At 38.1% G+C, this 14,095-nt stretch carries 14 protein-coding genes and 1 rRNA gene; 3 read left to right on the top strand and 12 right to left on the bottom strand.

Going from position 1 to position 14,095, the window contains the following annotated elements; translation table 11 throughout:
* Positions 1-3: 3 nt before the first annotated feature.
* Complete coding sequence (locus tag ACQKNZ_RS19910; protein ID WP_144541674.1) at positions 4-852, bottom strand: VanW family protein; 849 nt, start codon at positions 850-852, stop codon at positions 4-6.
* Between the two features lie 157 nt (positions 853-1,009).
* Positions 1,010-1,624, bottom strand: coding sequence for a PH domain-containing protein (locus ACQKNZ_RS19915; protein WP_144541672.1), 615 nt, complete (start codon positions 1,622-1,624; stop codon positions 1,010-1,012).
* A gap of 123 nt (positions 1,625-1,747) precedes the next feature.
* Between ACQKNZ_RS19915 and ACQKNZ_RS19920 the strand changes: the two genes are divergently transcribed.
* Positions 1,748-3,895: a M28 family peptidase gene (locus tag ACQKNZ_RS19920; protein WP_342577554.1), complete on the top strand. Its 2,148-nt coding sequence runs from the start codon at positions 1,748-1,750 to the stop codon at positions 3,893-3,895.
* Positions 3,896-4,007: 112 nt separating this feature from the next.
* Here the strand turns inward: ACQKNZ_RS19920 and ACQKNZ_RS19925 are convergent, their stop codons facing one another.
* On the bottom strand, positions 4,008-4,967 hold the full coding sequence (locus tag ACQKNZ_RS19925; RefSeq protein WP_154312221.1) for a D-2-hydroxyacid dehydrogenase family protein: 960 nt from the start codon (positions 4,965-4,967) through the stop codon (positions 4,008-4,010).
* Between the two features lie 18 nt (positions 4,968-4,985).
* The gene (locus ACQKNZ_RS19930) at positions 4,986-5,720 is read right to left on the bottom strand and encodes a sulfite exporter TauE/SafE family protein (RefSeq protein ID WP_144541666.1); all 735 of its coding nucleotides are present in this window, start codon (positions 5,718-5,720) and stop codon (positions 4,986-4,988) included.
* A 161-nt stretch (positions 5,721-5,881) separates the two neighbouring features.
* On the opposite strand from ACQKNZ_RS19930, the gene ACQKNZ_RS19935 reads away from it, so the two are divergent.
* The gene (locus ACQKNZ_RS19935) at positions 5,882-6,874 is read left to right on the top strand and encodes a PQQ-dependent sugar dehydrogenase (RefSeq protein WP_144541664.1); all 993 of its coding nucleotides are present in this window, start codon (positions 5,882-5,884) and stop codon (positions 6,872-6,874) included.
* 62 nt (positions 6,875-6,936) lie between these two features.
* On the opposite strand, the gene ACQKNZ_RS19940 is transcribed toward ACQKNZ_RS19935, so the two are convergent.
* Positions 6,937-7,917 (bottom strand): GNAT family N-acetyltransferase, encoded by a 981-nt coding sequence (locus ACQKNZ_RS19940; RefSeq protein WP_225216184.1) that lies wholly within the window; start codon positions 7,915-7,917, stop codon positions 6,937-6,939.
* Between the two features lie 75 nt (positions 7,918-7,992).
* On the opposite strand from ACQKNZ_RS19940, the gene ACQKNZ_RS19945 reads away from it, so the two are divergent.
* The gene (locus ACQKNZ_RS19945) at positions 7,993-9,132 is read left to right on the top strand and encodes an FAD-dependent monooxygenase (RefSeq protein ID WP_191697935.1); all 1,140 of its coding nucleotides are present in this window, start codon (positions 7,993-7,995) and stop codon (positions 9,130-9,132) included.
* Between the two features lie 30 nt (positions 9,133-9,162).
* Here the strand turns inward: ACQKNZ_RS19945 and ACQKNZ_RS19950 are convergent, their stop codons facing one another.
* From ACQKNZ_RS19950 to rrf, 7 genes are all read right to left on the bottom strand, one after another.
* Positions 9,163-9,297, bottom strand: a complete 135-nt coding sequence (locus ACQKNZ_RS19950) for a hypothetical protein (protein ID WP_255475362.1) — start codon at positions 9,295-9,297, stop codon at positions 9,163-9,165.
* A 16-nt stretch (positions 9,298-9,313) separates the two neighbouring features.
* A complete protein-coding gene (locus ACQKNZ_RS19955) occupies positions 9,314-10,018 on the bottom strand; it encodes a hypothetical protein (RefSeq protein ID WP_191697934.1) in 705 nt (234 codons plus the stop codon).
* Positions 10,015-10,746: a hypothetical protein gene (locus ACQKNZ_RS19960; protein ID WP_151112510.1), complete on the bottom strand. Its 732-nt coding sequence runs from the start codon at positions 10,744-10,746 to the stop codon at positions 10,015-10,017. Before ACQKNZ_RS19960 ends, ACQKNZ_RS19955 begins: the two co-directional genes overlap by 4 nt.
* Positions 10,730-11,572 carry an ATP-binding cassette domain-containing protein gene (locus ACQKNZ_RS19965; RefSeq protein ID WP_370455762.1) on the bottom strand — a complete coding sequence of 281 codons (843 nt, stop codon included), beginning with the start codon at positions 11,570-11,572 and terminating at the stop codon, positions 10,730-10,732. The genes ACQKNZ_RS19960 and ACQKNZ_RS19965 overlap by 17 nt, the downstream gene beginning before the upstream one ends.
* Before the next feature lie 44 nt (positions 11,573-11,616).
* A complete protein-coding gene (locus tag ACQKNZ_RS19970; protein ID WP_144541653.1) occupies positions 11,617-11,988 on the bottom strand; it encodes a GntR family transcriptional regulator in 372 nt (123 codons plus the stop codon).
* Positions 11,989-12,207: 219 nt separating this feature from the next.
* Complete coding sequence (locus ACQKNZ_RS19975) at positions 12,208-13,074, bottom strand: helix-turn-helix transcriptional regulator (RefSeq protein ID WP_151112506.1); 867 nt, start codon at positions 13,072-13,074, stop codon at positions 12,208-12,210.
* 927 nt (positions 13,075-14,001) lie between these two features.
* Positions 14,002-14,095 (bottom strand): 5S ribosomal RNA (rrf, locus tag ACQKNZ_RS19980); the annotation flags it as partial.

Genomic DNA, 14,095 nt, shown 5'->3' on the forward strand with positions numbered 1-14,095 from the left:
CCCCTAATACTTTGCAGAAGTTGTCAGCATAGGCTCATACATCATTATCGCGTGATTTTGCGTAATGAACTCATCATCAATTAACCCACCCTGCAAATCATATACTCTTCTATAAATACTGTTGTGTCTAACATAGCCTCCCCAATATTCCTTCGAAATTAAATGGTCCTTCTCGTACACCTCATATCTACTAGTAGCAGGGTTGTCTGCTCTCCATTCTCCTACTAAATGGGTATCCGTTAGATATAATATTAATTGATAGGGCTGACTTGTTTCATTCGTAATCTGCAGATCCAAGTAATTGTATGCACAGGTAGCCCCGCTTCCAAATGGTTGACTGCGATTAGAATCGGGGAATACATCATAACTATGGCGATATCGCTCCGTTACCTTAAGCGGTGTATGCAATGTAATCCAATAGATCAGGTTTGATAATTGGCACAGGCCACCTCCGACTCCTACCGTTACCTTTCCATAGTGTAAAATCATGCCTTCGACGTAACCCTTTCTCTTACTCGTGTTTCCGATTAATCGCCAATATGAGAGCGTTTCTCCAGGTTGAACGATGACACCACTTATTTGCTTAGCTGCAATTTTAAGATTCCTAATCTTGTTATGCTGTAGCCACATTTCTACATCTTGTAATTCGCGGAGTAGAAGCGTTTGATGAGAGGCAATAACCTTTGGCTTTCTATTCTCTACCTTCTCTAAAGCATATTTTTTCTTTCCAGCATACCAATCAACATAACGCTTCATACGAAAATACTTTTTTCCAAAGTAAATGCGTAATTGACTTCTATCTATCGGCTTCAGTGATTCCACTACTTGTCCCTCCTGTTCTGAATTAGACATATAGCTCAATAATAGACCAACTTTTCAGAAATAAGAAGCATCACTTTGATAATATTGACAAAATAGGAGTTAACTCCCTTGTAATAGAGGAGCATAAATTAGACAAGTTATTTGACATAAAAAAACACTACCCATACAGGTAGTGGCTTAGTTCATCTTATTCGTTAATAAATAAATCAAATACATCCTTGAAGTCTTTTTTCAAGTATTTGTCTTTTTGCTCTAGCATCCAATTCGAAGAGAATTGAGTAATTGCTTCGAATGAAGACAATGGAGTAGTATCTTTACTTTCCATTTTGCCGACGGACTGAGCCGCATAGCCTAAGCTGTTTTGAGCAATTTCATATTTCTTTTTGTTGTCTATCGTTTGAATTGAAATGGTATGGATTGCCTTATACAAATCTTTAATTTCTGTCGCAAACTTTTTGTGAATATCAATGCTTAATGGAACATTACCAATCGTGAATTTAATCTCCATATCAAGATCAATGGTGCCTGCAGTTTCGAGCGCTACATCAGTAATCGGATTGTACGCATAGTCATAGCGGCGTAATGTTCTTTTCTTGCTAATAGCATTTTCCCCGTCTACATGAATCAGAGCTTTGTTGGTAAAGCAATATTCATCAGATTTTGTTTTAATGAGAAAATAAACTATCTCACCTGCTTCGTGCATGACAAAGTCATCCGATTCTGTCTTATCAAAATCTGCTTTAGACACAACAACTCCGATATCTGAAATTCCTAAAGCATCTGACGCAAGCTTTTTAAACATATAATTGACCTCCTTAAGTTTCCTTCATCTTATAATATTCCCTATTTCCCGTAAAGAAAAGTGGTAATAATTATTATTTTTTGATAATATTAATTTCTACATAGTATGAAAGGAATGTGATACATGAAAAGAATCACAAAGGCGCTAACTCTATCCCTTCTGGTAGGACTTGCTCTTGCAGGCTGTACTGACAAAGAGGTAAAAGAGGACGCTGATAAAGTAAAAGATGGTTTAATCGATAATATTTCAGATGAGTATTTATCATCAGTTGATGTAAATTATGCCTACGAATTTACTAAAAGCTTAGAAGAATTTAAAACAAATGAAAAGCTTGGATACCGAACTGCTGGTTCTGTGGCTGAACTAAAAACTGGTGAAAAAATTGGACAAGAGATGGAGAAAATAGGTCTTACCGAAGTAACGAAGGATGAGTTTTCTTTAGATACTTGGACATTTGAAAAAGCCGATTTAACGTTCACCGATGAAAACGGGAAGGAACATTTAGCTGTTCTTGGTGGGTATCAGGTTAATTTCAATACAAATGGTATGAAGGAATATGATATTGTTTACGGTGGAAAAGCAACTGCAGAGGATTTAGAAGGCCTCGACATCGAAGGCAAGCTCGTTTTAATAGATATTAATCAGCGTGAGGAATGGTGGATAAATTATCCTGCTTACCAAGCCCATGTAAAAGGTGCTGCAGGTGTTATAGCCGTACAAGAAGCTGGTTATGGCGAAGCATCCCCAGATGCACTGAATGCTCAGGATATTTGTGGACCAGATGATGCCCCTGCATTTTCAATGTCCCAAACTGATGGAAATAATCTTAAAAAAGCATTGGAAGCTAGTGAGACTGGCTCCATTAAAGTAAAATTTGATGCAAAATCTACTGTTGAAATGGATGGTAAATCCTATAACTACTACGGAAAAATAGTAGGAAAGGATCCCGAGTCCTATATTATCCTATCTGCCCATTATGACTCCTACTTCACAGGTTTTCAGGATGACAATGCAGCAATTGGATTGATGATGGGTGTTGCAAAAGGGTTAGTCGACAGTGGCTATCAGCCGGAAAAAACAATTATCTTTAATGCCTTGGCAGCTGAGGAATGGGGAGTTTCTAACTCTCGTTATGACTGGTCAACTGGAGCATACAATCAAATCTTTAAAATCCATCCAGAATGGGTTGGAAAAGCATTTGCCAATATGAATTTTGAATTACCTGCTTATGAGCATACTACACAGGATGAAATTCGAGCTACTTACGAATTGAATAATTATCTTACAGAGTTCTCTAAAGATGTTCCTACTGTAGAAGGAGTTTATAAAGACGGAATTTCTGTTGTATCTCCATTACGTACTTGGTCAGATGATTTTTCCTTTAATATTGCTGGCGTCCCTGCCCTACGTAATGATTTCCAAGATAGCAATTATATGCGTACTCATTACCATTCTCAGTTCGATACAGAGGAGCAGTATAATGAGGATGCATTTAAATTCCACTTAAACTTGTATGGACTTTTAACCATGCATTATGACAAAACTGCTGTTGTACCTTTAGATTTTACAACCCGTCTAAACGCTATGAAAGAAACATTAGATGAAAATATCTTTGAACAAGCTGAGGTATCTTCGGACAAGCTAATAGAAGAAATTGATCATGTACTTAAAGTGGCAAAAGACGTAAATAAGAAGGTGGCAAAGATTAATGAAGATTACTTAAATGCCCTTTCTAAGGATGATCATGCCACTGCTAAAAAGCTTTATAATCAAAGCCGTCAGCTCAACAGTGACTTGCTATCTGCATTTAAGCATACAGAGGACAGCTTCACTCGCCTTACTTGGGAGGATGCAGTTATATTCCCATTTGAGCATCCGCAAAACAACATTAATAACTTAACTCTATCAATTGAAGCATTAAAGGATGGAGATATCGCTACACCATTAGATGAATACCTTTGGAATATTGATAATAATTGGTATGCCTATGACTTCGACCAAGAAGTATTTGATTACTTCACAGCCTACGTCCTAGATGCGCCAGCCGATAAGCTAATGTGGGGAGAGGGACGAATCGTTGGACACGAAAATCTGTACACATTAATCCACTCTCTTAAAGAAAAAAGGGATACAGAAAATCCAGACCTATCAGAAGAAATTGCAGTTCTGGATCGAGTATTAAAATCTCAAAAAGCATTATTGAAAACAACTACTTCTGAGCAAATTGCTGACTTGCGAGAGCTTGGCAGACAGCTTGAACAATTGAAATAAGGTAAGTAAAAGGGGCACAAGACTACAATTAGTCTTGTGCCCCTTCTTTTTTGACCCTGTGAGTCAGCTCAGCACAAATCAGTCGGTTCTACTCCTGGTGTCTCATCTAGCTTTAATTTATTTTACGGATAGCTTCTCCTTTTAGAAAAGCTGCAATGTCCTCAACTGCTTCTTTAAAGTAGGTACTGTAGTTAATCTCACTCACATAGCCTAAATGCGGAGTTGCTAGCACATTATTTAGTGTGCGGTATGAGTGATTTTCTGGTAGTGGCTCTTCATCGAATACATCTAAGCCTGCTCCTGCAATCCACTTTTCACGTAAGGCTTTTATTAACATTTCCTGGTCTACAATAGCAGCGCGAGAAGTATTGATCAGATAGGCGGTACTTTTCATCTGCTGTAATTCCTGTTTTCCTATTAGCCCTCTTGTTCGGTCGCTTAATACTAAATGAACAGAGACAAAATCACTTGTTACTAGAAGCTCTTCCTTTGAATTTGCAAGACGAACACCATATTGGTCGGTTTGCTCCTTCGTTAAGTTTTGGCTCCATGCGATAACATTCATCCCAAATGCCTTTGCAATTATAGCCATACGACTACCGATTTTACCTAATCCAAGCAATCCTAAAGTTCTACCGTGTAGATCTGTTCCTACGGTGCTCTGCCATGCACCATTTTCTCTTAATGCTATATTCTCCTCTGTAACTTTTCTGGCAAGGTTTAAGATTAGAGCCCATGTCAGCTCAGTCGGTGGCTCTGAAGAGCTCGCTGTTCCACATACAGTTACTCCATGTGCAGCTGCAGCTGCTAAATCTATAGAAGCGTTCCTCATTCCTGAGGTTATTAAGAGCTTTAGCTTGGGTAACTTTTCAAAAAGTGATGCTGTAAAGGGGGTCCGCTCTCGCATGATAACAATAATTTCACAATGGTTAATTGCTTTTAATAGTTCCTCTTCCTTTTCAAAATGCTGAGAGAAGGATTGTACATCTACCTGCTCCTTCACAGTTGACCAGTCGGCCATTTCCATAGCTACATGCTGGTAGTCATCTAAAATTGCACAATGTAATTTCATATAACCTCTCCTTTCCTATTACTTTATATAATCAATTACTATTTGCACTATCAACAAAACTGTTACTACCCGTAGAAGTGGCGTTATGTGCTTAGATTTTAATTTGCGCGCTAGCCTTACTCCTAGCTGCGCTCCAATAATTGCTCCTAACATAAGCGCTAGAGTAACTGGCCACAAAATTTTCCCAGTGGATATATACGTAATAGAGGCTCCAAAACAGCTAGCAAATACACCGATTCTAGCTAGCCCTACCGCTCGGATATAGGCAATTTTCTCACTAGCATACAAGTATAATGCCAGTGTACTACTTCCGGGTCCGAACATTCCATCATACATTCCAATCCCCACTAAGGAAGGAATCGTTTTTTTATTCAGCTGGAAGGTTGAAGTTCCATCAAAATTACCTTTTCCCATAAAGGAGTTAATAAATGCAAAGCTTAATAACACAATCGCAAGGATCATCAACGTCTCTCCGCTTAGGAACGACGCAGTGAGTCCCCCTAATATTCCTCCCCCTAAACAAAATATTAATACAGAAAGTGCTTCCTTCGCTGACACTTCCTTTTTAGAAAAAATGACCAGAAAACTTGATAAAGAGCTAACTGTATTTGATACCTTGTTCGCACCGATTGCTGAATGTATCGGTAAGCCCATAAGCAGCATCAATGGCAGACTGATAAGTCCTCCGCCCCCTACTAGCGTTCCTACCGTATTCCCTGCTATTCCAATTATAAAAAAAATTAGAAATTCCATTGTCTAGCCTTCTTTCTTAACTCTTCTGTAAATTCAGCATACCCTCCCTCTTATGATAAGTAAATTCGATAGAATCTATCGATTATCATTTGTAAAACTTATTGTCTTAGGCAGGATTATGCTTTTCTTTAATAGAAGTACTAACTGGAGGAGGTTTTTATATGAAAAGACTCATACTATTATCACTTATTTTATTCGGATGCTCTCAGGAGGCAATTGAACCTGAAAAAGAAATTGCAGAAAAAGTTGCGACCAATTTAGATATTCCATGGTCAATCAACCAGCAGGATGGCATCTTTTATATATCTGAGAGAGTTGGTACCATAGCTGTTATTGATGGAGCAACTGTTACTCACGAGGAGGTCTTGCTTTCGGATAAGCTATCCTCCGCTTCCGAGGCAGGGCTACTTGGCTTTGTACTTAAACCAGACTTTCAAGAAACTAAGGAGGCTTTTGCCTACTATACGTACGACCTAAATGGTGAATCTTTTAATCGTGTAGTTACTTTAAAGCGAGAAAACAAGAAATGGAATGAAATAGAAATACACATCGATAAAATAAAGACTGGTAATATCCATCATGGCGGAAGACTAGAAATAGGACCTGATGGAAAACTCTATGTAACTATTGGTGATGCAGGTGACCCTAATAATTCTCAGGATGACACATCAATGAACGGAAAAATTGTACGAATGGAGGACAATGGCTCTTTCAAAATTTTCTCCACTGGTCATCGCAATCCTCAGGGACTTGCATGGCATGAAAATGGTACACTTTTCGAGGCAGAGCATGGCCAATCAGCTAACGATGAGATTAATATAATTGAACAGGGCAAGAATTATGGCTATCCCATTATTGAAGGGAATGAGACAAAGGATGGCTTTGTGACCCCAATCATTACTTCGGGCAGTAGTGAGACATGGGCACCTTCCGGCATCACCTTTCACAAGGGCAAGCTATATGTAGCCTCTCTTCGCGGAGAAGCAGTAAAGGTGATGAATGTAGAAACGGGCAATGTAGAACAGTCCATCACTGGCTTTGGACGTGTACGTGATGTCTTTTCAGATGGTGAAGCACTCTATTTTGTCACTAATAATACAGATGGTCGTGGTAATCCAAGCGAGGACGATGATATTTTATATAAGCTAAAATAGGAAAACAAAGCATATATTTTTAAAACATAAAAAAGCATCTGGTCCAGATGCTTTTCTTCTATTTATATATTTCGTTTATATCTTAAGGAAATGGCTTGATCCTCTGGCTTGCTCTCATAGGATTGCTGCTCATGCTGAAATTTAAATCCTCGTGCCTCATAAAAAGGAATTCCAAGCATATTGTCTTTCGTTACCGACACCCATTGTTCATGTGCACCGTATTTACTTCGCTGAACATCTGTTAGATAGCTCAGCAGCCTTGTTCCAATTCCTTTGTTCCTTTTCTCTGGATCCAAGTAAAGGACATATACCTCTGAAATTCCTTTATCATCTACTCCACCGCCAATTGCACCAACGATTTCATTGTTGAGAAGCGCTACAAAGTATCCATTCCAATCACGATTAGTTTCCCCAATTTCCTTTTGGATTCTCTCTACCGTGTAAAACTTTTGAATAACACCTTCTATGTACTCCTTAGAATATAAATCATTATATGTGTTCCATTGTGCAGCTACACATACATCAACTATCCCCTGCTCATCCCCTTGCTGAGCTTTACGTACTAGTAATTCATTTACCTTAAGACACATAGCTATTTGAAATCCTGAACGCCCTAAGTATCTGCGCCCCTCATCTATGAATCCATTCTTTAAATAGACAGCCTGGGCAGCCTTATTGGCTTCGTTGACCCCGAGCACAATTTGCTTTATATCTGGGAAATGCTCTTTTACAAATGAAGGCAGAAGCTTAATAGAGGCTTTAGCTATTCCTCTCCCTTGATAATTGGGATGAATGGAATATCCTCTTAGTAAAATACTTTCTGGTATATCGGTGTAATGTAGCTTGTCATCTCCTATGTCTAATACAAAAAAGCCCGCTACTTGTTCCCCTTCTAATATAACTATTGGAGTGTAGGTAGGATTTGTTTCACTTTTTTTCAACATTTCTATTGGATGACCTGTGAAGGCTAGGTGTTCCTCAGACAATGTGTAATTGTCCAATGCCTCTCGATAGTTTGGTTCATATTTTGCTAATGCAATCATGTTTCTCCCTCCCCTTTTTATTAGCATAACATAAATTTTCTGCTAGACTAGATGTTATTAAGGAGGATGGTTAACGTGAAAATTTCCATAATTGGTGGCGGTATTGGAGGACTTTGTGCAGCAGTGACTCTCCAAAATCAAGGTCAAGAAGTACAAGTTTTTGAGTCTGCTAAAGCCTTTCAACCGGTTGGAGCAGGAATAGGAATCGGCTCCAATGCTTTGCAGGCTCTAATGGGAATCGGTGTAGGAGAAGAAATCTTCAATAACGGCTACGTGCTGCATACACAAGTTTTTCAAGATGTGCATGGAAAAACGTTAAACACCATCGACTTCTCCGTCCTAAAAAAAATGTATGGACAAGAGAATATCACCATACACCGTGCTGACCTCCACCGAACCTTTTTAGAGGCTCTCAAACCAAATACCATTCAGTATAATAAAAAATGCATTCACATTCGACAAGATGAAAATGGGATTACAGCTTTTTTCGAAGACGGATCTACAGCTGAAGCAGAGCTTCTAATAGCAGCTGATGGTATTTATTCTCCTATCCGCCAACAGCTTTTACCTAATACCACACCCAGATATTCTGGTTATACTTGTTGGAGAGGTATAACAGAGAACAAAGGAAGGGTAGAAGAATACACTTCCAAAGAGCTTTGGTCCACAAGAGGCAGGTTCGGCATGGCACCAATGAGAGGCGGGCTTATTTATTGGTTTGCTTGTATTAACACCACTCCTAGAAATCCTGCCTATCAACAGCTAAAGCCTCAAGAAGTGGCAGCTATCTTCACTCATTTTCCTAGCGTAGCATCCGATATTATTGCTACTACTCCTGCGGAAAATCTTCTCCATCATGACATTTACGATATTAAGCCTCTTCAAAATTTTGTGTTTGATCGAGTTGTCTTATTAGGAGATGCTGCCCACGCAACCACACCGAATATGGGACAAGGCGCTGGACAGGCAATCGAAGACTCAATTGTACTAGGAAACGGATTTAAACAATTCAAAGATGTAAATAAAGTATTGGCACATTATGAGAAGAAGCGAGTAGCCCGTACAGCTAAAGTAATTCGCCTCTCTAGACAAATTGGGGAAACTGCTCAAATTTCCTCACGTCCTATCGCCGCTGCTCGAGACTTTCTATTCCCTCTTCTCCCATCTAAAGCATTACTATGGCGTCTCAAGTTTTTATTTGATGTGAGGCTATAAAAAAAAGCGCCTGCATTAAGCAGGCACTTATTATTTATTACTTATTTTTTCTAAAATTTCAATGAGGCGATCGTTTTGTCTCTCTATATTTTTTAATCTCTTTTCAATTGTACTAGAAGAGATTAAAACGATTAATAATAGTGCAATGCCTATAAATAAACCCAAATTATTCCACTCCTAATTAATAAATTTGCAAACCTAATGGATCATCTATTTCTATATGTTTCGGAACCTTTAGGTGAATATATGTGACGCCTCTTACATTTTCATACGAAAACACTTCATTACTATCATCCGGGAGAATCGTTAAACTGTTAGAAAACTTATTAAATTCGACTTTTTGTCCCGTTATCTCCTTCGCAACTAGGTGGTTCCCAGACCAATATATCATATGAAGAGGTATTTTATCTTCCATAGGTATGCCAAATATAAGGGTGTTAGTTCTATAAACTTTACCTTCTACGACTTGATCGCTAGAGTCCGTCCATTCCACCACAAACCTAGTCGAGTAAGTGTCAATTCCTTCATATCCAATAGATAGATTCGTTCCACTTAATTCCTGTGTCCACTCTTCAATCAGAAATTTTTCAGTAAGACTATTTGTCTCAGAGTTTTTTAAAGCTTCTTCTAATGCTTTATTTTCTGCTTCTAGATCTTGAACCTCTTCCTTTTTTAGAAGATCTGAATGATTACTTGGGATAAGCTCAAAAACAAACGTTGCCATTAAGAGAATCACAATATAAGTAAAAATAATATACTTCTTAAGCTTAAAGGAGCCATTGAAGGACCTTTTACGCTTTTTAAACAGTTGTATTAAAATTAAAGCTACTACTATTATTAAAACAATTGGGAGAAAGGCTACTAGGAATACAAACATGCTACTCATGCTCTTACCTCCCATCTATTTGCGGCTACAAGTGAAATGATAAAGAAGATTACGGTTACACCAAGTACTTTTAGCATAAAGCTCCACAAGTCTCCATTTACTATAAAGAAATATTGTATAATATTTTGCCCCAAGGAGGTAATCACTAGCCCTACAAAGAGTAAAGGAAGTAATATTATAAATCCCTTATGCTTTTGGACTAATGCTCCAAGCAAGTACCCAAAAGAGGTCAACATCCAAATCAGGATGAACAATAAAAGAAGAGTCATGACTGTTTCCCCTGGCTCGTTCAATATTCCTGGGCTTTTTATAAACTCTACTTTACTAAACACTACTTGGTATAAACGCAACAGGTAGGTCGATAAAAAGGTAGTGACCGCTGCAATTATACTTACAATCATCAGTACAATTATATTGGCTATATTACTGCTTAGTCGAGTAGAGACAAATGAAAAATCATCATAACGATACGCCTTAGTAGTGATTAAATTCCCGACAAATACGGCCCATATTGCTACAAATACAAAGACACCATCAAGTGTAAAAATGTTAAAAGTGATTTCTGTGCCATTAAAGCTGGTTCCGCTCGTTCCAGTACTACTAGTAAGTAGCAGTGCTAACACTTGGATGAATATTAATGAAAGAAAAGATCCAATAAAAGCCTGTAGCTTAAATTTCACCTGTGCTTTCACTACGCTTGCTAAACTGACATTACTTAAAAACATCATCAATACCCTCCTTAGTATCACTAGTCACGTACATGCACACATCGCTTGCCGACAATGACTGAATACTAGCACCTTCTGCACAAGCCTTTTCAATGGTAGAAGTATTTTTCACTACTACGTATTTTCTCTCACTATCAATCTGCTTTGAGTAATAAATTTCTTCCCCTGCTGTCCATTTATCTAAATCAGCTGTCGTCCATTGAAGTCCCACAGCATAATCTCTTATTTCATCAAGTGATTGATGTAATATTACCTTCCCTTGATGAACCAATAAAATATCCTCTAACAAGTGCTCTATTTCCGCTAAGTGGTGACTAGAGATCAAGATGGAACGTGGATGTGCTATATAATCCTTCAGTAATGCTCGGTAGAAATCAGTCCTCACTGCTTCATCCATCCCATTCATCGGTTCATCCAGCATAGTTAGCTCACAGTGCGTAGAAAGTCCAAAAATCAGATTAAATGTAGCAGATGCCCCTTTGGACAAATTAGAATACTTAAGCTTTGGATTTATTTTAAAATAATTTAGTAAGCGTTTGGCAAGCTCAGCATCCCATTTTTTATAAAAGGTTGGTGCTAGGTTTAAAATTTCTTCTAGATTCAGAGAGTCTGGAAAAGTCATCTGATCATCTACTAATATACTGTTCGCAGATACTAATAAGTCATTATAGGGATTTCTCCCAAAGACACATACTTCCCCTGAGCTAGGCATGATAAAACCAGTTAATATTTTCAATAATGTTGTTTTACCTGCCCCATTGCGACCGATAAGGCCTGTAATTTTCTGATCACTTAGCTCGAAGGTTATATCCTCTAAAGCATTCATATTACTATATTTTTTTTTGACTTCTCGACATTCAATTGTCTTCATCAATTTTCCCCCCCGCATTTATGAATCAGTTGAATTAACTCCTCTTTTGTCACTGACAACCTTTTAGCTTCTAATACCAGATCTGTTACCATTTTTGTAAGTGTCTCATTTCTTCGTTTATCTAGAATCATCGTCTTGGCTTCTGTCGCAACAAACATCCCAAGTCCCCTTTTCTTATATAACGTATTTTCCTCTACTAATATTGTAAGTCCCTTAGCTGCAGTCGCAGGATTAATATTAAATAGTTCTGCCAGCTGATATTGGGAATATACCTTTTCGTCACTTTTAAACCGCTCGGCTATTATTTCATTCTCTAGCCATTCCGCAATTTGTACATAGATGGGCTTTGCACTATCCGTATTTAAAATCATTGCGGTAAATCCCCTCTCAATTGAAGTTAGTACATTAGTGTTGTAATGTAGTATATAATAATTAAACGAAATTGTCTATAAAATTTAGGCAATAAAAAACCACACCTTTAAGATGTGGTTTTTAATTTGATTTGAAAGAATTTATTTCCGAAAAAAACATAAAGGTTATAATGAGTAGAAAAACGACCTTATAAAAAGGTACCCCTGATATTAATTTGTCTACTCTAACTCCAGATCAAAATTTAAATTAACTGGTTCAGCCGGCATACTATCAGGAGTATTTAAGTTTGTTGTAGGAGTTTTATCATCCACTTCTTCAAAAGCAAACTCGTCCATCCATATACTCCCTGAGCCTTGCAATAAAACACCGAAGTAAATCACTCCTGCATTTGGAGGTACATCTAGTACAACGCTATAATGATTCCATCCAGTGGTCCCTTTAATAGGACGATTGCTCATATTATCAAATTGAAGTGTGTCGCCGTCCTTGGCGTCAATCCGCATCCAAAGACCAGCAAACCCATCTATATTCATAGACTTTATAAAACAAGATAGCTTTAATCGTTTACCGCAGTATTTACTTGCCTGAAACTGTTGCATGACAGTGCCGAATTCTTCATCTTTTGTAGCCATTACAGAACGCAAATAGCCTGAAGCATTTCCCTTATGCACCTCTTGAAAATCTCTACCCATTTCATAGCTCTGTGGGTTCGTACCACTTATAAACCAACCTTTCATAACCTCTACCTCCTTTGAATTTTCTAGTAAGGTACGCATGAGCATTCTATACTTCCCTGGCGGCAACCCATGGGCCTTACGAAAGGCTCTCGTAAATGCTTCCTGCGACTCAAATTGGTAAGTAAACGCAATGTCTAGAATACGTTCATTTGTATAAATCAATCGCTGTGCTGCTATCGTAAGTCTTCTGTTACGAACATATTCATGTAACGACATTCCAACCTTTTGCTGAAACAATCGATGAAAATGATAAAAAGAATAGCCAGTAACTTGTACTACTTCCTCGTTACGAACTGGTTCCTCTAATTTATTTTCCAACCAGTTAATTGTTTGTTGAATTATATTCATTCGCTCATGCACCTCCTATTAATTACAGTTTATCTGGTAGAAGTTAGGATGTTTTGATATTTTTTGCGGATTTTCGTTGGAAAGATAAATTATAGATATAAAATAACAGTAGTTAGGAAGAATTTTTGGATTTATGACCGTTCGTGGAGATTTATGACCGGATAGAAAAATTTATGACCGGATAGAGTCATTTTATAACCGGATAGATTTTTTTATGACCGGATAAATTATTTTATGACCGTTCAATATTTCCTCTTCTTATCAGTCACTCTAACCTCGTCAGATCCTTTCAATTTGATTTTTTTCAAACATATTATTCCAATTAAATATATGCCTAAAATAATACTAAATCAGCTACGCTTTTACTTAAAGGATTAAATTATTTTCTTTCTGTCATATTTCGTTCCTATTTCCCGGGAAATGTCATTTCAAGGAAATAATCGATAATTTTGTTCGACATAATAAATAATCCTCTTAAAATGATGACGAAAGATGCGCTTATAAAGATTTCATTTAATTTAGCATTGGAGAAACAATAGCATCATGGACATTCCTTCTTTGGAAGAGAAGCTTACTTTCGACTTTACTTCTTTAATAATACCAAACAAAAAAGCCGCCACCGATTGCTCGGTAACGACTTCCTATAGTGCCCAGCGACATCCTACTCTTGCAGGGGTAACCCCCAACTACCATCGGCGCGGCTGCGAAACCAGATGGACGGCAGATTTCTTCGTCAGCCGCAGTCGATCGGTTCTCGCGTATGCTATACGCTCCGAGCCTCTCTTCCTTGCTTCCTCGAACTCTTTGCCCCTCTGCTTTCTCGCACACTTGCTTAGATAGAAATGGTTAGTGCCTTCGGCACTTCTAATTTCTTTATAGAACAAACAAAAAGCCGTCACCGATTTCTCGGTAACGACTTTTTCCAATGCCCAGCGACGTCCTACTCTTGCAGGGGGAGACCCCCAACTACCATCGGCGCTGAAGAGCTTAACTTCCGTGTTCGGTATGGGAACGGGTGTGA

The organism is Psychrobacillus sp. NPDC093200 (assembly GCF_050280345.1).
GTDB classification, from domain to species: Bacteria; Bacillota; Bacilli; order Bacillales_A; family Planococcaceae; genus Psychrobacillus; species Psychrobacillus faecigallinarum.